The organism is Chitinophaga sp. 01L420, from assembly GCF_056399985.1.
This window is the reverse complement of the sequence record NZ_JBFTSK010000013.1, coordinates 195336-212352: the sequence shown is the minus strand read 5'-3', so window position 1 is coordinate 212352 and position 17017 is coordinate 195336. Positions and strand designations below refer to the sequence as shown.

Genomic DNA, 17017 nt, shown 5'->3' with positions numbered 1-17017 from the left:
GGGATAATATACGATCATACCTAAATTAATTGGAGAAAAATTTACTAACTCTGATCTGGCAATCTACTGCCGCATCATGAGCCAACCTACCCCATAGGTTGAAATCTGTTTACAAACCACATAAAGTATCAAAATTCAAAATAATTTTAATACTTTCAAATAAGATGACAGGAAAGACTATGTTTGAATCTGCCACCATATTAAAAAATATATAATTGGATAACCCTAAATCTTGATCAAATCTTCTACACATATTTACGTGAAGAAAAGAGCAAGAATGTTGTTAAGCTAGAATTAAATAAAAATTAACGAATGCAGCCTTCTGATTTTTTAACAATACTGGGGTTGGGTTTGGCTATATGGTCATTTATCCCTCAAAAAGAAAGAAATTTTATACTACTTTTTTTTTCTAAGGTAGAAATCATTTTGTTTTCAATCAGCCTTCTGATTATTCTTTATTTAATGTCATATGACTGGCTAAAAGAAAATTGGTTTGCATCGTTGTCAATATTTTCGATCGAAAAGGGTATTCCCTCTTCAATATGGGCTTATATAATTTCTCTATTTGTTATAGGCTATCCAGTTGTAAAGGTTTCATTTGGTTATTTTTCAGGAAGCAGACTAAATAGCCTAATAAGACTGTACAAGTCCCTACTCAAGGAAAATGAAATTGACTTATTGGTAGAATACATTAATAAATATCACATTTCAGACATTCAAAAATATCTAATCGGTCTATCTCATTTAGCTGAAAAAGAAAGCTTAGACATACTTTTAAGGAGGAGAACCAAATCAGACGAGGAATATGTTGAACTTACGAAGCCTAAGCGAATGAGATTTGCCGAATTGGTTTATGGTCAGATAATTCAGGATGAAACATTTGTAAAAAATGTAACTCCGAAGTATCCAGAATTGTTTGCTACTGCCTTTATAGGTATGGAAACAGAAAAAGCCACAAATCAGGATTTAGTGAAGGCATATATTGAAATTCTATTTGAGTCTAAGAATCAATCATTTATTCAGGAACTTAAGGTTGTAAATGAATCTTATAGCAGTATTCAGTCAAAGAATGAGAATTTTGATTTGCCGATACTAACCGGTTTATTGGTTAATACAAAAGCTGCTGCTAAAAATAATGTTTGGTATCCAGTTGGTGAAGGTGTAGTGAAATCTTTAAAATTTGACGCTGAACAAAAAGAATTTTTAATAAGGAAGTATGATTCTCAACTTGAGCCTGAATTGTGGAATTATAAAATTTGGATAGCAACAGTATATTTCAATTATATGGTTCGTGAAACTATCTATAGGGATAGTGGTTGGCACATGTGGCTCTTTTATTTCAGACATACAATTGACCATCTAATTGAAATTATTCCAATTGTAAATGACTATAGTCCTCAATCCGAGTATCCATCATTTGCCCATTACATAATCTACCAACAATTTGATATTATGCTGGGGTGGATTGAATTAGCAAAGGACGAAGAAACAGAAAATCAAGTCATTGATACAATTCGTTGTTTGGGATGGTGTATACATTCCATTTGTCAGGCAGATGAAAGTAAACTATCAAGAGACTTTAAGAAAAGACAGCTAAGCAGGGTGGTTGATCTATATTGTGAATACGCATCGTTCCCTGATAATATTGCTTGTACTACTGCAAGGGATTTGCTAATTCGGCTATTCCACAATCCCAAAGGTGTAGATTTTGGTACACCTGACATTACGCCTGAATACATTTCACTATTAGAAGAAGTTTGGAAGGATTTTGACAGAATACCATATTCAGCACATGGTAGAAATCACATTTTAACTGATTTCGAAAATACTATTCTAGTACCACTCGGAATTCATGTTTAGGCCCATATTACTTTCTGGCCAGCGATTAAATTAATTTAAATAATCATAACAAAATAATTAGCATAAGAGTATTTTGGAGCGAGTTAAACCCCACAAGTACTTATCAATCAGCTTTAAAACTTTATTCCGTTTTTTGTGATTCTATTATACTTTTTAATTCTATTAGACGATCATAGTCTGCCTTAGCGGTTGGAGAATTCGGATTGTGGTTGATAGAAGTTAAATGACTTTGTACAAATTTGCGTACATCTCCTATTTTTGTAGCCTTGTTTAAAAAAATTGGTCCTTCTGGTAAGTCCACATTTGTAAAATATTCGTAAAGTTCTTCATATGTCATGCTGCAAATATATACGTATTTATCTAGTGGTAAAATAGCATGTGCAAATTCTATCATTAAGAATATTAGTGATTATCAAGCCCGGAAAACACTTCAAACACTGCCGTTACGAAGATTTTAACGTCTAATAAATAGCTATCTAATTCTTTTCCGTTTTTTATTTCCGCAAGCCTAACATATCCACTATAATGACGCCAGGAAATAGATCTAACATCATCACCTGCATTATAAGCATAATCAGTTTCATGCCCTTCAGAACCTTCAATGGTTGATAACTTTAACCCACCAGAATGTATAATTTTATTACAAACACTTCTAAGCTTTAGCCTTGGCTTTTCCTCATCTCCAAATAACGTGTAGTCTAACCGATCAACCTCTGCTTTTAAAGAAAAATATAATGCCCGCTTTGGATCACTTTGATCAGCATTCGACATTTGGTCATCGTGAACTCTAACTGCAATAGCTAATTCTATAAGAAGTCGGGTAAACTCGTTTCGGAAGAAACGGTTTTCCAACGATCTTAAGGCTAATGATCCTTCAGGATCGCTCTGACGAGAAATTTCCTTGTTCGCATAAAGCAGGCAAATTAAATAATATGCCTTTTGCAGGATTGAATTTGAATCAATGGGATATTGGTGATTGGAATTCATATTATCTTACAACAGCAATGATATTTTAATCTTTCACTTGCTCCAGATTTAACCATTTTCGACCGGCAGATTTGGTCACTAAAATGCTGTATTTTTTTCCAGTATTTTTAGCGGCCTTTGAAGCAAGGTCAAAAACATTATCTGTGGTGGCCGTGCCTATAAAATTGTATTCGGCCATCGGTAAGTAATACGTCTTTTGGTCGTCACTTTTAATAGTTCTAGTAAACCCTACTTTCTCCATTTCCTTATGAAGCAATTCGTAATCCTCAGCAGTTTTGGCAGCATGTAATTCTACCCTAGTCGTAAATGAATTCATATTAATTAATTTAAGTGTTCGTTTAAAAGCACTGCTATAAATTTTGGGAATACACGATGTATTCCCTTCGGATAATTTCCAATTTTGTTGCATTTAAATCCGTCACAATATGAGGAAATATGTCGATTGTGTTAACTATTGCAATTACCAGGTATTTGGTTATAAAATCTATGGCCATATCTACATAGGCAAGTTCTGCCTCATTTCGATTCCCGCTACCTCGTTCATCCGTAAGAGAATGCACCGCCAATGGGGTGGAATGTGTATGATTTGAAAACCAACGATAAAATGGCTTAAATTCATAAGTTTCAAAAGGTAACCTTTCCACAATTTCTAAATTGGACAAATATGCCGGAGTATTACCTTTCAATACTCTATCCTTCATATTCCTATCGACAATAGAATTGAACAATTCGTTTTCTTTGATGCGCTCCTTATCGATAGGTAGTTTGGTTTCAAATTCTTCAAGATCCGCCTGAGGCGCATTATAATCTTTATAAAGCTTATACTTTTCAATATTGGTATGATAAGTAAATATCTCGTACCTTAATTTGGATTCATCTTCACTTACCGGCTCAACCCCGATGTAATAAAACATAAGATAGCTTTCGATAAAATTCCTGGCTATTGAAAGTAAGCTATGTAGATCCCAAAATTCAATATCAGCAGGAAAAAGTCTATTAAATGGGCATAATCGAATAAATGAAGTGCAAGTAATAGTCATCCGAATAAACAGTTGATTAGCTGAAACCAAATACCACGGTACATTTTTTTGCCCACCGGAGGCATTAGAGACGTCTATTGCAAAATCAAGATAGTTCTGAAGTTTATCTAACTTATTTTGGTACTGGTCAATTGAGGACATAAAACGCTAATATCCTATTAAGATATTAAAATTTGTAGACATTTCAATAACCCGATTGGGCTTGCAACTTTAATATGTTTGTCTGAATTTACTGATCAATTTGTATAATCACTCTCTACCGGCCAGTTAAATAAAGAAATCCGGAAGAACTTGTTCTACAATGTCTCTTGTAAATTTAGCAAATGGTCTTTTGTGGTGATTGTGTGTATGAAAGTAATTACCGAAGTAAAACTGATAAAACTCGCTTTTATTCGTATTCAAAAGTCCAAATAATTTGAACAGACTATCTGAATGACTTATACTATATCTATCGGCCTTTACAACCAACTCACCAACGATATCTGTGTGACAATTATAAATTTCACGAATTTTAAACAAGCTATTGTTGCCTTCCCCTGGAGATGTGCCAAATATTCGCCTATATTTTGCACTACGTCTATCTATATTTTCCTGTAATACAACAGTATAATTTCTTGGGTCGCTCTTCTGAGTATACATGCCTGAAATCAATATTCTGAATTTGCAATCATTTTCGTATCCCTCAATAAATGGATGAATATGGGTTTCTAACCCCATGGGAGTCGCCAGTTTAAGGTTTTCATTACACCAGTGACAGGAAGGAATAAGATTATAAAAACTAAGCGACAAGAATGGATGGTCCGCTTGCGAAAAAAAATGATCGAATGTAGCCCTGATTACTTTATTTTTTCGCTCATCGAAAACTGTATTTATGAATGTCCTATTGCAATAAGGACAAGTATTTATCCCCAATTCAGCAGCGATGTCATAAGCAAACTCCGAATGAAAGCCATAGTTTATGATCGTATTGATGAAATCAAATATTTCCTTATGAGTGGCTTTAGATATGACAAAATGCGCTTGCAGTGAACTGTCAACCTCATAGGTATCTCCCGGTAAAGCAAGAACAATATCCCTTAAATTTTTATCGTCATCTAAAAAAGTTAAAATATCACGAATTATCTGATAGTTATTTATTACCCAAGGCCGTAAATTTGCTTGTTGAACGCGGTCATATTGATTTTGATTCTCTATCTTAAATGCAGGTGCTAATAAAAAATTTACTAACGGCTTCTTTGCATTCCCATGTAGACTATGTCTTCCTATAGAATCTACTGTTCCAGTTCCAAAGAGTACATTAAATACTGTGTCAAAAAACGAAATGCGTTCCTTAATCTTTACTTTAATGTTGTTGAAGTACCTTTGAGCAATTTGATTAATTGCCGGTGTTTCGATTTTTATCATCGTTAAATTTTTCAGCTCTTATTTGCCTTAATACCATAAGTTCACTTTCCCTTTCGTTCAGAATTTCATCCACAAGTTGAAAATCTGACTTCGAAGCAATCAGTTCCAAAATTTTGGTCTTTATAAATTGTTCTCCGATGATGGCTACCCTATTTTTGAACTGCTCCACAAATAATTCCCGCGTCATCTGCTTAACTTCCTTGATCTCCTGAATTAAGTCATGAATATAACTTTGGGCAAATTTTCCCATCAATCCATCTTCAAGAAAGAAAGAGTTGGTCAACAGTTCATGAATGTTCGATCCAAAAGTTTCTGTCTGAAAATCAGCATCTGCCGTAGTACAATTACCCGCTAGATCTTTCTTCAGAAAAATCAGGTTTTGCTTTGGAATATCAGAAACTACGAATGGAGAATGTGTTGATAGAACGATCTGAACAGAATTATCTTTGAATATCAATTTGACAGCATCGATCAAATATTTTACGTAATTCTTCTGCCATTCAGGATGAAAATAAAGCTCAACCTCATCTACAAGTAGTAACAAGGGCCTAGTTCCTATTGACTTTTTAATTTCATATAACCTAGCAAAGTGGGTAAGTATGGCCTCTTCTCCTGCGCTGAGCGGAGGATACCAACTATAGTCCAAAAATCCAAAATCGCTTTTATTCCTGAATTCATAAACAATAGACAAAAGATTCCACAATCTATGATCAATACTGAAAGGAAAATTATAGATATCTGCTTTCTCATTAGCCAATATATTAGGTGCTGCCTTTGCAAAGGCATCTAAAAGCCTGGGGCCAAGTAGATCTTTAATTCCTTTTGTTGACTTATCTTCCCCCATAATCAGATTATCAACTAGTCCTTTTATAGAATCCAATACAGACATATCAATGTTTCTTAGATTGCCGACATGCCCCATGATAATATCAAAGTCATCTTTCTTTCTCAGTAGAAAAAGTTCATTGCGCAACGCATAATAGAAAGTACATAGATAGAGTAACCCCTGAAAAACTTCCCTCTGGCTTTCCAACAAAGTTATTTCTCCCATCGCACGCTTATGGAGATCAGCTAACCGTTCAGCATCATAGAACAATTGATCTCCACCGTCATTATCTAGCATGTATCGATAATCATCGAGGTTGAAATTAATTACCATGCTTGTAGGCAAATGGGGAAGCAGGTTTGGAAGCTTGTCATTAATAAACTGCACAAATCTAACATCTCTCCGCAGTTCACGCCGATAGAAATCTTCTAAATGTGTCGGCCAAAGTTCAATTTTAGGCTCTTCTTCGTTTTTATTTTTAGCAGCCCTTTCCTTCGCAGCAATATAAACATCCAAATATTCATTTAATTTTTGGGTTGTGGATTCATTGTAAATGCCCGCATAGACCGTTTCACGGTGATGATCGAAGCTATTGGTAAGATATGCACAAGCCTGATGACTAAAATCAATATCCAATCCATCCACCGTCCCATGTTCACCAACATTGCGAACAACGGTATAGGGCTTTTCCTTTAGTATTTCATAACCACCCATGAATTGATTGCTCAGGTCAATCCTAACCTTCAGCGGTTGCATATCGGAAGTCCCACCCTTATTGTAGTAATAAGTATGAATTTTCTCTGTTGAAGCATCAAGATAAACAAAAAAAAGAGATGAAGTCAGCCTTGCCAGTTGCCCATAAACTAACTTCAGACAGTTCAAAATGGTTGATTTACCAGATCCATTTTTCCCAACCAAAGCAGTAACATTCATTATATTCTCACCGTATAAATTAACATAGGCTTCATTTTTTTTTATTTTAAGGTCATGATAGCCTTGATTCTCAGTTACCGTGAAAGTAAATTTTGTGGTTAAGCTAAATCCTTGCTTTTTAATTTGCCTGAAATCGTCAATCCAGATATATAGTAACTCCATAATAGTTTAGATTCGGTCTTTTAAGGGATATTTCAAATGACCTGGTAAGCGTTTATCAAAAATAATATTTTAACTCATCTCTAATAAGAAATAATATCCATTTTCTACTCTTTACGTCATTATCACTTCTCAATTCATTTCATATAAAATAATTTGTACATTTGCATTGAGAGCGTTAATTGGCGGGGGTTGGCTAGATGGCTAAACCTCCGCTTCTTTTTTCACCAAATTCACCTGTTAGTTGGTAAGACATCCTGCTTTATTTCTGCTTGATTTTGTCAATTCATTATAGACGCCAGAATTAGTTCATTATTTCTTTTCTCTACAATTTGGTAAATTTTCTCTAGTACTTGTAGTCCATTTGAATAAAGACTAAGCTGCTCTTTTAACACCTTTTTACATTCCCGTAAATCACTGGTTTTAATGCAGATCATCCTTTCAGTAAGTATTATGTTCGTTGTCGCATCCACTATGTAAATGCTCACCACGTTAGCTGTCTCTTTCAACCATTCTTCTATATCCTGATTGCTGGCCATTGATCTTAAGTTGATTGGTGTCTTAATACTCCAACTTCCGAAATCAAGGACAAAGAAGGGAATCCCTTCGACATAATCAAAATAGGATTTTATCATCTGATTATCTTCCCAATCCTTAATCTCCTTTTCGCTAAGAGCATCAGAATAGAATACCACATCAAAAAGGATACGATTTAGTAAACAGGTATGCGAGCTGATACTCGGATTAGGATTTGCATGATAAAATTCCTTTCCTAGTATGGTCCCAGCACTGCGGTAATAATCAGCGAAATAGATCATTTCCCTAGTTTGGTTAATCTCATTGTTTACAGGCACAGATACACCTTTTGATTTTACATAACCAAGTACAGCAAACACAAATGAAATATATTCTCCCATTTCTTTTCCTTTACCTAACCGATAATGGCCCGAAGGTGCAATCGTTATTCCCCCTCTTGTCAATATTATTGCCTCCTCAAACCCCATACACCGATCTCCATGAAACAATTCGACGGCAAAATAATTTCCTTCTTCGCCAGTTAAATCCTTTGTTTCTTCGACAGTCCAAATTATATAGACATAATGAATTTTTCTTTTCACATCAACGATAACAATACCGGAGGAAGCGGCCCTTTCATCGCGCAAATAGTTTGATTGCCAGAACTTACACAACCTTTCCTTGTTCTGAATTTTTTGTTTTAAGCTTTCACTGATTAGAAAATTTTGATGCGTGTATGATGAGAATTTGTCTTTAATTGAATTATACGATGCTATAGAATCAAAAATTGATGGTAATGCAATTGACCTTTTTAAAAATGCCGCTTCCTGGCTTCTGTAACTGTCAAATTTCGGTGAACCCTCTAAGGATTGATCGTCACATGCTACCCATGCAAGTGCGGGAAAATCAGTATAATTAATGTTCATGAAGAGATAGATTATTATTAGATAATCGAGATTTTTTGGTGGTCTAAGTATTAAGAACCTGAGATGGATATTTCGGCACTTACTGAAAGACAAGTCGTAAATTATGTTATTTTTTGGATTAAACCGGTCGCTAATCCAGAAAAATTCCGTTGCAAATCAATCATCAAATAATTTTTAAAAGTCTATGGTACCTATTGATGATTAGCTGTGTATTATAATGGCAATGGCCATTCCTATAACTGAATACACTTTACTCTAATTGTACCCTGGGGCTTTTTATTAAAGCCTAAAGATCTTGTATTGAACTCCACATTGGAACAGGACATTTTCTAAGGCGAAACAAACAACTATCGGGTTAAAGAACAGCTAAATTTGACAAAAACCAGCCCCGAGAATTTAGGGCTGGTTTTATTGCATAACTATGTTTATGAATTCGGTAAACTCAACCTTTTATTATCTTCTTTTTTCTTTCCCTCTTTTCATTCACTTGCGAGAAGTAGCCAGTTTCCTTACGAACAAGGTCAGCTTCTTTTCTCTCTAATACCCTCACCAGCTCCGTTTCAAATTCCCCTTTTTTCTTAACCAATTTTACAAGTTCTATCCGGCCATCTGCAAATTCATTGTAGGACTGGCCGTCAGGAAGTTTATCAGATAGTATTAAAAATGGAATTCCTTTGCTAAAATTACGTTTCCTAAGATCAAGAATAGTCTGAAGGAATTTCTTTTGCTGTATTTCAATTTCCTTTTTTAGATCATCGTTTGACATCGTACTTTATACTTTTTAGATTCTAACACATTTCGCTTTCACCTCATCCTATTTATTGAAGATGATTTGCCAAGGCTACTTCCACTCGACTGGGATGTTTTCCACTTTATATATCTTATCCCCAATATGTTCATAATCCAGTGAAAGGATGCACCGGATATGTAAATCCGAAATCACCAAAGTTCCGCCTTCGGTAGATTTTATCCTGACGGTAAGTTTACGCGTTTCACCTGCAGGAATTTCCTGCTTAACTTTCGCCACCCAATTGAATTTTTTATCACCAAATTCAATAAAAGGAATGTTTAAGTATCCCTTATTGATATTGACCGCATTTTCCTCTGTATGTACTTTATATTTATGGCCCTTGAAGTCGGTTATACCAAAATCAGAAAATCCGCCTAATGCAAGTGATACCCCAGCCATTTTTGAATACGCGTTTTTAAAGTGCATGGAGATTTCAACCATTCCGCTTTTTTTATTTCCAGTGGCTTTCACTTCTGCCAGTCCAAGAGATTCAAATGGAATAGTCGTTTTTACTTTACTGACTGTTTGGGCCGCAGCCCTAGGAGTCGCTGCTGCCAATAGGATAAAAGCAAGTAGTATTGCTATTAGAAAGTTGTTTTTCATCGTAAAAGGTTTTCATTTAAGTTAGTAAAAATTCAAAAGCGCCTAACAATTTTTTACTTTTATTTTGATCATCTTTTGATCCTATTGCGTTTCTTTTCACTTAATAACGGGTTATGGTTTCTATATCCAGGCACAACATTGGCCCGATCCGTTGGTGGAGGTTTTAGGCCAGGAATGGTTACCGTCCCGTTATTTGATATATAGACCCTTCGGTTTCCCAAAAAGATATCCAGTTTATTTTGCAAAGGATTTGCCTGCACTTTAAACCTGGTCCTGGAACCGCTGGATAGCTGCACCATCACCTCTTCCTTATTGCCCTGTGCGAGGGAAAGATTAAGCTGTTCGTGGGTATTGTGCTGCCCGAAATCTGCCAAAGGTAGCTGAGCGGTGATTTCGGCAAGATCAAAAGGCTTGTCCTTTCCTAAATTGTCAACCAGATAATTCCCTGATGTAGTGAGCGCAGTCATATCGTATCTTATCCAATCGTTATAGTATTCTCCGTCAGGATTACAAATCTGCTTATTTACCCATCTACCTTTTAAAAGGTTATAAGATTCATTTAGGCTTGATGTTCTACTTGCCGTATCATAATATTCAACCGGAATGGTCTGCTTTCTATATTTTAAACCTGTTTGCTCGACTGTACCTGAAAGCCCGATGGTGTAATGATCCCAAAAATAATTGCCATTGGCCGACCTGGTAAAAGAAAGCTCGCAGGAAACTGTATCCTGCCCGATCAGTGTATGATATGGCATCAAAATCCTTGGAGACTGTTCCCGCATTTGATGCCACAAATTATCTGCAAGAACATCACCAAAGCCCAATGCTCTTAACTGCCTTTTTAAAATTTGAAAATTGACCGAACGGGGATCGGTGCGTTGTTGCACTTTTTCATCTGCACTAAGCGGAACAAGTCCAAGTGCATCAAAGGTGCTATTGATCTGTTCAATAGTATTATCCTCTTTCATTTGTATAGGGTTAGTTTCAATGGATAGCTGTGGCCTCCAGGTTCACTTCACTCGCCTTCTTACGATAAAACGACGGTCGATATTCCAAGTACCCATATTCATGCAGTTGCTTCATGATCGTATAATAAGTGCCACTAGTGGAGATCTTTGCAATAGGCATGATCTGCCAGCTATAGACCAACAGAAAGCCCTTAAATTGTTGTTTACTCCATAAATAAAACAACGCCATATAAACAGCCATATGCGCTTTACTAATTCTTGGGTCGTTAACCACCTTACAAAAGAAGGAGAGCAAGTGAAACTGGTGATCCATAACTTAATCCTAATGTGATAATTTGGTTTTCTTTCTGTTGGTCTTTTTTTCTCTTCTGGCCTGATTTTTAGAGACCTCTTGTTTAGAGGTTGACGGCTTTTGCTGCGTGGATTTAAAAGAAGTTGCCCTGCCCTTGGATTGGCTCTGTGCGGCTTTTTGATCCAACTGTTTACCCACTATTTTTTGAGTTGGTTTAGCACCTAATTTTTTCAAATCAACCGGCTTTCCTTTTTCATCAAAAACTTTCATCATCCGGTTTTCAGGATCAGCTTCAATTTGTACCCTTAGCGGATTTCCCTGGTAATCAATATTCAATGCCGACCGGTTTCCTACCATTAAGTTCCCAACCACCCTTAATTGTTCATATGGGTTTACGTTCTTCCAAAAAGGCAATTGCTGTTGACAATGAGCGTGGACATCAAAAGTATCGGTAGGAATGTTTTTCATCAGAAAATTTCCCTGTTCATCTTTTTTTGTATCCAGTTTTACCCACTGTTGTACAATTTGGCCATTTTCTGAAACAGACTCCAGTATGGCCCGTCCTGCAATCAGATTCTCAGCCCGTTTTGAATTCATCGAAGTCTCATTAACACTGAAAGTTTGGTTCTTGTATATGCCGGGGCTTAAGGCATTACGGTAATTCGTTTGAAAACTATCGAAGGAATGACCGCAGGCTTCATCATAAGCAAATTTGAGGTTGTGGTAAACCTGCTCGTTATAATGATTGCAGACCGAGGTAGGCAGGGAGAAATTTCTCTCTCCCTGCCTGATCTTGGCGAAAACCTTAGCAACATATTCACCAAACCCTGCCTTTTGCATACTGGTTTGAATCCTAGCCAACTGCTGGTTTTGTCTAACCTGTTCTGCCTTACGTGCCATAAAAGATTTGAAAGGCCGAAGCATCCGGAACAGGATTTTATTGAGAGCTTGCTTACCTGGAAATGCTATTTGAAACAGCTTTTTTCGCTCCACAGCTAAAATTCTCAAACTGTCTTTTTCTTCTCTTGTAGGCGAAACAGACAATTTAGCCGTAATCTCATCAAGATATTTTAATCTCAATTTTGCATAATCAGGATCTGCCATCACATCGGGAGGGAATAAGTTGACATTTTTTTCCTCCATCTTTTTCCAGGCCACTAGCGCTTCATGAACGCGGTTGATTCTCTGTGCCATAACTAAACTTTAAGGCTGTTTTTTTTCTTTCTCGCCGGAGTGGTCTTAGCTGTTTTTGGGCCTTTCTTATTCACAGGAGCTTTTACCGGAGGGATGGCCTTTTTGGCTACTTTACGGTTGCCTCCTTTTTGCTTTTCTCCTTCCAATGCGGGTTTAACTCCGGCATCCGGCGGAACCTCTCCGGATATTGGTACAACAGTCTTTGCCCCAAGGGCATCTGGATAAAGCTGAATGACCTTCGCATCATGACCTGCAGCATTTTTCTCTGGGTCTAAAATAGCAGCCGGCGGCTCCGGGGTATCGAAAGGGCTTTCCGCCTTCCCGGTAGCAATATACCGTTCAGCCGCCGCCAGCTTTTTTGCAAGCGCTTCTTCATTGGAAATATAAACCCTGGGGTTTTCATCATATATGCCGATCTTCTTAAACTCTGCATCAATGGCGATCCACCGCACAATTTCAGTTTCTCCATTTTTTAGGGTTACCCTTTGCACATTGCCCTTTTTCATCGAACGAACCAGTCCATCGGCTAGTTTGGGGTCTTTCAAACTTTTAATTGCATGAGAATCACGCAACTGTTTTTCCATCAGTGGCCAAGGAATATTTATTTTAGGGTAGGCGTTGTATTTGTTCAATTCCCGAAAATCCGCCTTTTTAAAACCAGTGAACTTCATCTCCACCTCACCATTCTCCGGGTCTTTTTTCAGGTAAGTAATTTCCTTTTCCACAGAGCCGCCTAACTTCAGGTTATACATCTCTTTCAAAGTGTACGTATTCTTTTTAAACTTGTGGTCAACATTAACCGTCTCCCAGGTGGAAGCAGCGATATCGTCAGGCCGGGTGGTAATCCGGGTATCATATTTATTGAAATGATACCAGTCCTCTTTACCTTTGTTAAAATGCAATATGGATTCGGTTGTATCTCTGGTATCTTGATCTCCAAAATCACGCTTCACATTAATGGTGAAACTATCCAACCCTTTACCAATGTTCTCGCGAATCTCGGCTTCATAGATTTCTCCAAAACCAGTCATTTTCACGCGATCATTCAAGTACTTCACATTTTTCTCGATTACCATGTTCTTAAATTTAGAGTTAACATTCTCCCTCCGCCATAGCGATAAACTGCACGGCAGAAGTCCTATTTTTCTTTTTATTAGGCAGCGCTATAGCTGAACCACATTCATTAAATGGCGGTTACGGATTCTAATCAGCAGATTTCTTCCCCCTTCCTTTTCCATCATCTCAACCACCAGTACCTTCTGGTCAGGTATGGTAAATTTGGGCATAGCCACCACAATGTTTTGCTGGGAGTGCGAGCCGATTACTGTGGAATTACCCGATACATATAGGGGTGAAAGCTGTAATTGCTGCGAGGCTGTGCGTTTAGCTTTCTTTAGATCCTCGATGTAAAACCGGAGCTGGTCTACATTATAGCCTATGGTACTTTTGTTTTCCAGTTCCATCTGCAAGTACAGGATATCATCCTTAATATACAGGCCGATACAACCCAAAGCAATATCATTACCTGTTGCCCGGATGTTTTTGATCAATGGTGCCTTATGGCCCAAGGCCGTAGCCAGGTCATTTACTTTTGCCTCATTATTGTCTCCGGAAGCAAAAAGTGCCCAAGGGGTTTGTGCGACCACTTTGCCCAAACTGAAATTCAATTGCCCAGGACTGGCCAGATAATGAACGATAAAGGAATACAATGTCCCATCCGAGCAAACTACCGTCAGGTTGGTTTCTTTCAGGGTATCACTCGCCGCTTTGACCTGAAGGATATTCTCTACGCCTTTCGCCTTTTGTACCAACACCTCTCCGTTACCACGGTCTACGCTTTTCACTGGATAAGGAAAAATCAAATTGGTGGTTTTACTTTTCGAAATATCCAGGTTCATCGGGATTACTTTTCCCTTCACCTCGGTGACTAAATTCTGGGCACGCACCAGTTGCCCGGTCAACAACATGATCACACACAGGATCACTCTCACACACTCTCTCATGTTCTACTGTTTATTTTATAATGAATACTTAATTAATTTCTTCTGCCTTGTCGTTTTTCAGCAGCAGTTTATAACCTGCCTTCAGGGTAACTTTGATGAGTTTTACTTTCCTTTTGATCAGGGCCTTGCTCATCTCAATACCAGCCGCCGCCGCCTGGGTAGCCAAGGTTGGGTCCATGCTACTCAGGCCAATGCCCTGCATGACATCCGTGCCGTTTTCTTTGGCGATATCCCTGGTGATCGCACCGGGAATATGAATGCCCTGCATACCATCCAGGTCGCAAACCGAAAGATCTACCGGATAAATTGAACCTTTAAACCGGATGCTGTTAATCTCAATGCTCAAACGCTCCCCGTTGATCTGGGCCTGACCAAAAACAAAATTATCCTTCGGGATCAGCTCTCCACCAATCATAATATCACTGGTCAACCGCATTTTTACAATAGAACCAGATACGATCGTCTGATTGTCATGCACCACCGCTGAAATCGTATTCCCCTGCTCTTGCGGAGCAGCATCAGCCAAACTAAAAAAGCCCGCGGCAGCTTGTTGTTTACCTTTTTTTTCCGGAGCCGGGTTCATAACAGTGATGATATCTTCCTCCGCTTTGCCCCTCACCGCATAAATTTTTCCGCGGCTCTGTCCCGAAGCATTTTTCAACTTGTCTTTTGCCAGTTCCGGGTGCTGGATATCCACGATCTTTTCCAGCATGGCATTGATCTGCTGCATTTCCGGGTCTCCAGAAGGCTGTCCCTGGCTCATCATATTCATCATATTTTCCAGCCGATCTAAGTCACTCTTATTCACCCCCGAATTGCCATTACCTGATGGCGTATATCCGTAAGGGTTAGACGCTGGCGGAGCTGGCTGATTTAAGGCTGTATTCAATTCAGAAAGTTTGCGGTAAACCTGCGCCTCATTGGGATCATGATATCCCGGATAGCCTGCTACAGAAGGGTTTGCCGCTTGCGGACCATAAGGATTAAAGTTTGCTGAACCGCCGGTGGTCACCGCGGAATTAGATAAGTACGGATCGTTTTTGGTCTGTTCGCTTCTGCGGTTGCTGTCCGTGGTAGCCTGAGCATAGAAGCTCATTTTGTCCTGGGGTTTATCAGCATCAAAGTTTGCACCAGGCAAAGCCATATTCACTTTACCGGTAGAGGCTTTGGTTTCTTTTTCCTTTGTGGAACTGCTCAGTGCCCAGACCAACAGCAACAGGAAGGGTAAGGTCAGAATTGGCAGGATCAATAAAAGTTTGCGTTGTTTTTCCTGCGGGGTTGTCTCTAAAGTTTTCATATTTCAATTTTTAGGGTTTGTAATCTGGCCGGAGGGATTAGTCGGCATTGTAGCTTGCAGTTGGTAGGTATTCTCATACAGGAGCAGGCTATCCATTAGCCCGGGCCTTGAGGCCATAATCCGGTCATACTCTGACCGTCCCGTTTTGGACCGGGAAAGGCTGTCCATAAAGCTCTTAAAAGCCAATATTCTATGGTGGATGTTCTGGTCCTGCACACCATCAAACCATTTACCTTCAAAAGGGCTATTGGCCAGCGGGGTCGTGATCTGGCGGATGTTTAATCCCCCTCCAGCAGGTGCATAAAAACTGTGGACGATCAGCCAGATATTATAGCCGCTGAGTGCCACGACCAGCAGCACCAGCAGCAGAATCTTTTTTTTCTTACCATAGCTATCTTTGCCCCTGGGGTCTGGGCCGCCCTTTTCCGCTTGCAACTTTTCCTTCAGCAAAGACTGGCGCCTTAGTTCCTGAGCGCTATTGCTGGCTCTCTGTGGGAGTTCTGTTTTTTTTGAGGGTATCATCTTTGAGGGATTAATCGTTAGCCTGACGGGGCTAGCGAGGGTTAACACTGAGGTCTTTGTTTTCTACGATATTCCACCGCTCAATCAATAGCCCATGTGAATTATTTTCACTCCTGGAGACTTCGCGTAACTGTCCCGCAGTGATCAGGCTTCGGGTAAGAGTGGAACTTGGACGGGTAAGGGTTTGGACCGCGAAGCAGCGAAAGCTGATCGGAACGGAATTCATGTCCAGTTGCACACTGTCCACCCGAATAGTTTGGTTGATATTCGAGCTGATGATGTTGGCATAATAATTTCCCTCTTTCAGATCATCGTACTGCCGCTTGGCTGATTCATCCGCCAAGTACAAGGCTTTTGTGATGGTGGCCTCTATACCTTTATCATCGGGTGGAAGACTAAAAAATAGGTTATGGAATATTTTCACCTGGTCTTTGGCCTCCACCGGAAGATTGTCTTTGCGTTCACTCCCATAGGCTTCAAGTGCCTTTCCATTGATCAGCACATACACCTTTTCTTTTTTACTTTTGATCAGCTCATAACTTTTGTACACGGTGAACAGGCAAAGGCTGACCGATCCGACGATCACCACAACGCTCAACATCCTGATGTAGCGGAACGTGGTATCTATATTTTGCATTTTCTGGAACATTTCTCTTTCACTTTTTCGTTTTCACACTGTTCAAAAAGGGGGTTAAAA

Annotated in this window: 18 protein-coding genes; 1 reads left to right on the top strand and 17 read right to left on the bottom strand. The window is 38.7% G+C overall.

The features are described from left to right. Positions 1 to 312: 312 nt before the first annotated feature. Positions 313 to 1860, top strand: a complete 1548-nt coding sequence (locus AC1DP6_RS15120; RefSeq protein WP_477055565.1) for a hypothetical protein — start codon at positions 313 to 315, stop codon at positions 1858 to 1860. Positions 1861 to 1981: 121 nt separating this feature from the next. Here the strand turns inward: AC1DP6_RS15120 and AC1DP6_RS15115 are convergent, their stop codons facing one another. The 17 genes from AC1DP6_RS15115 to traK form a co-directional block, all read right to left on the bottom strand. Continuing rightward, positions 1982 to 2254, bottom strand: coding sequence for a DUF6965 family protein (locus AC1DP6_RS15115; RefSeq protein ID WP_477055564.1), 273 nt, complete (start codon positions 2252 to 2254; stop codon positions 1982 to 1984). Between the two features lie 8 nt (positions 2255 to 2262). After that, positions 2263 to 2847, bottom strand: a complete 585-nt coding sequence (locus AC1DP6_RS15110; protein WP_477055563.1) for a hypothetical protein — start codon at positions 2845 to 2847, stop codon at positions 2263 to 2265. 25 nt (positions 2848 to 2872) lie between these two features. Then, on the bottom strand, positions 2873 to 3163 hold the full coding sequence (locus AC1DP6_RS15105; protein ID WP_477055562.1) for a hypothetical protein: 291 nt from the start codon (positions 3161 to 3163) through the stop codon (positions 2873 to 2875). Between the two features lie 34 nt (positions 3164 to 3197). Continuing rightward, positions 3198 to 4028 (bottom strand): DUF5677 domain-containing protein, encoded by an 831-nt coding sequence (locus tag AC1DP6_RS15100; RefSeq protein ID WP_477055561.1) that lies wholly within the window; start codon positions 4026 to 4028, stop codon positions 3198 to 3200. A 126-nt stretch (positions 4029 to 4154) separates the two neighbouring features. Then, entirely contained in the window at positions 4155 to 5291 is a 1137-nt protein-coding gene (locus tag AC1DP6_RS15095) for a hypothetical protein (protein WP_477055560.1), read from the bottom strand. Beyond that, the gene (locus tag AC1DP6_RS15090) at positions 5263 to 7212 is read right to left on the bottom strand and encodes an AAA family ATPase (protein ID WP_477055559.1); all 1950 of its coding nucleotides are present in this window, start codon (positions 7210 to 7212) and stop codon (positions 5263 to 5265) included. Before AC1DP6_RS15090 ends, AC1DP6_RS15095 begins: the two co-directional genes overlap by 29 nt. A gap of 278 nt (positions 7213 to 7490) precedes the next feature. Next, positions 7491 to 8651, bottom strand: coding sequence for a hypothetical protein (locus tag AC1DP6_RS15085; RefSeq protein WP_477055558.1), 1161 nt, complete (start codon positions 8649 to 8651; stop codon positions 7491 to 7493). Positions 8652 to 9093: 442 nt separating this feature from the next. Further along, complete coding sequence (locus AC1DP6_RS15080; RefSeq protein WP_477055557.1) at positions 9094 to 9417, bottom strand: hypothetical protein; 324 nt, start codon at positions 9415 to 9417, stop codon at positions 9094 to 9096. A 75-nt stretch (positions 9418 to 9492) separates the two neighbouring features. Next, on the bottom strand, positions 9493 to 10044 hold the full coding sequence (locus AC1DP6_RS15075) for a hypothetical protein (protein ID WP_477055556.1): 552 nt from the start codon (positions 10042 to 10044) through the stop codon (positions 9493 to 9495). A 68-nt stretch (positions 10045 to 10112) separates the two neighbouring features. After that, positions 10113 to 11012, bottom strand: coding sequence for a hypothetical protein (locus AC1DP6_RS15070; RefSeq protein ID WP_477055555.1), 900 nt, complete (start codon positions 11010 to 11012; stop codon positions 10113 to 10115). 16 nt (positions 11013 to 11028) lie between these two features. After that, complete coding sequence (locus AC1DP6_RS15065; RefSeq protein WP_477055554.1) at positions 11029 to 11253, bottom strand: hypothetical protein; 225 nt, start codon at positions 11251 to 11253, stop codon at positions 11029 to 11031. 81 nt (positions 11254 to 11334) lie between these two features. Further along, entirely contained in the window at positions 11335 to 12498 is a 1164-nt protein-coding gene (locus AC1DP6_RS15060) for a hypothetical protein (RefSeq protein WP_477055553.1), read from the bottom strand. A gap of 2 nt (positions 12499 to 12500) precedes the next feature. Beyond that, positions 12501 to 13574: a hypothetical protein gene (locus tag AC1DP6_RS15055; RefSeq protein WP_477055552.1), complete on the bottom strand. Its 1074-nt coding sequence runs from the start codon at positions 13572 to 13574 to the stop codon at positions 12501 to 12503. Positions 13575 to 13661: 87 nt separating this feature from the next. Next, a complete protein-coding gene (traN, locus tag AC1DP6_RS15050; protein ID WP_477055551.1) occupies positions 13662 to 14501 on the bottom strand; it encodes a conjugative transposon protein TraN in 840 nt (279 codons plus the stop codon). 28 nt (positions 14502 to 14529) lie between these two features. After that, positions 14530 to 15798: a conjugative transposon protein TraM gene (gene traM / locus AC1DP6_RS15045; protein ID WP_477055550.1), complete on the bottom strand. Its 1269-nt coding sequence runs from the start codon at positions 15796 to 15798 to the stop codon at positions 14530 to 14532. Between the two features lie 3 nt (positions 15799 to 15801). Next, complete coding sequence (locus AC1DP6_RS15040) at positions 15802 to 16320, bottom strand: hypothetical protein (protein WP_477055549.1); 519 nt, start codon at positions 16318 to 16320, stop codon at positions 15802 to 15804. Between the two features lie 31 nt (positions 16321 to 16351). Beyond that, a complete protein-coding gene (traK, locus tag AC1DP6_RS15035) occupies positions 16352 to 16969 on the bottom strand; it encodes a conjugative transposon protein TraK (RefSeq protein ID WP_477055548.1) in 618 nt (205 codons plus the stop codon). Positions 16970 to 17017 lie beyond the last annotated feature (48 nt).

Excerpts from the sequence above, each read along its gene's own strand:
- AC1DP6_RS15120 (WP_477055565.1), top strand. The coding sequence starts at position 313 with ATGCAGCCTTCTGATTTTTTAACAATACTGGGGTTGGGTTTGGCTATA.
- AC1DP6_RS15115 (WP_477055564.1), bottom strand. The coding sequence starts at position 2,254 with ATGATAGAATTTGCACATGCTATTTTACCACTAGATAAATACGTATAT.
- AC1DP6_RS15110 (WP_477055563.1), bottom strand. The coding sequence starts at position 2,847 with ATGAATTCCAATCACCAATATCCCATTGATTCAAATTCAATCCTGCAA.
- AC1DP6_RS15105 (WP_477055562.1), bottom strand. The coding sequence starts at position 3,163 with ATGAATTCATTTACGACTAGGGTAGAATTACATGCTGCCAAAACTGCT.
- AC1DP6_RS15100 (WP_477055561.1), bottom strand. The coding sequence starts at position 4,028 with ATGTCCTCAATTGACCAGTACCAAAATAAGTTAGATAAACTTCAGAAC.
- AC1DP6_RS15095 (WP_477055560.1), bottom strand. The coding sequence starts at position 5,291 with ATGATAAAAATCGAAACACCGGCAATTAATCAAATTGCTCAAAGGTAC.
- AC1DP6_RS15090 (WP_477055559.1), bottom strand. The coding sequence starts at position 7,212 with ATGGAGTTACTATATATCTGGATTGACGATTTCAGGCAAATTAAAAAG.
- AC1DP6_RS15085 (WP_477055558.1), bottom strand. The coding sequence starts at position 8,651 with ATGAACATTAATTATACTGATTTTCCCGCACTTGCATGGGTAGCATGT.
- AC1DP6_RS15080 (WP_477055557.1), bottom strand. The coding sequence starts at position 9,417 with ATGTCAAACGATGATCTAAAAAAGGAAATTGAAATACAGCAAAAGAAA.
- AC1DP6_RS15075 (WP_477055556.1), bottom strand. The coding sequence starts at position 10,044 with ATGAAAAACAACTTTCTAATAGCAATACTACTTGCTTTTATCCTATTG.
- AC1DP6_RS15070 (WP_477055555.1), bottom strand. The coding sequence starts at position 11,012 with ATGAAAGAGGATAATACTATTGAACAGATCAATAGCACCTTTGATGCA.
- AC1DP6_RS15065 (WP_477055554.1), bottom strand. The coding sequence starts at position 11,253 with ATGGCTGTTTATATGGCGTTGTTTTATTTATGGAGTAAACAACAATTT.
- AC1DP6_RS15060 (WP_477055553.1), bottom strand. The coding sequence starts at position 12,498 with ATGGCACAGAGAATCAACCGCGTTCATGAAGCGCTAGTGGCCTGGAAA.
- AC1DP6_RS15055 (WP_477055552.1), bottom strand. The coding sequence starts at position 13,574 with ATGGTAATCGAGAAAAATGTGAAGTACTTGAATGATCGCGTGAAAATG.
- traN (WP_477055551.1), bottom strand. The coding sequence starts at position 14,501 with ATGAGAGAGTGTGTGAGAGTGATCCTGTGTGTGATCATGTTGTTGACC.
- traM (WP_477055550.1), bottom strand. The coding sequence starts at position 15,798 with ATGAAAACTTTAGAGACAACCCCGCAGGAAAAACAACGCAAACTTTTA.
- AC1DP6_RS15040 (WP_477055549.1), bottom strand. The coding sequence starts at position 16,320 with ATGATACCCTCAAAAAAAACAGAACTCCCACAGAGAGCCAGCAATAGC.
- traK (WP_477055548.1), bottom strand. The coding sequence starts at position 16,969 with ATGTTCCAGAAAATGCAAAATATAGATACCACGTTCCGCTACATCAGG.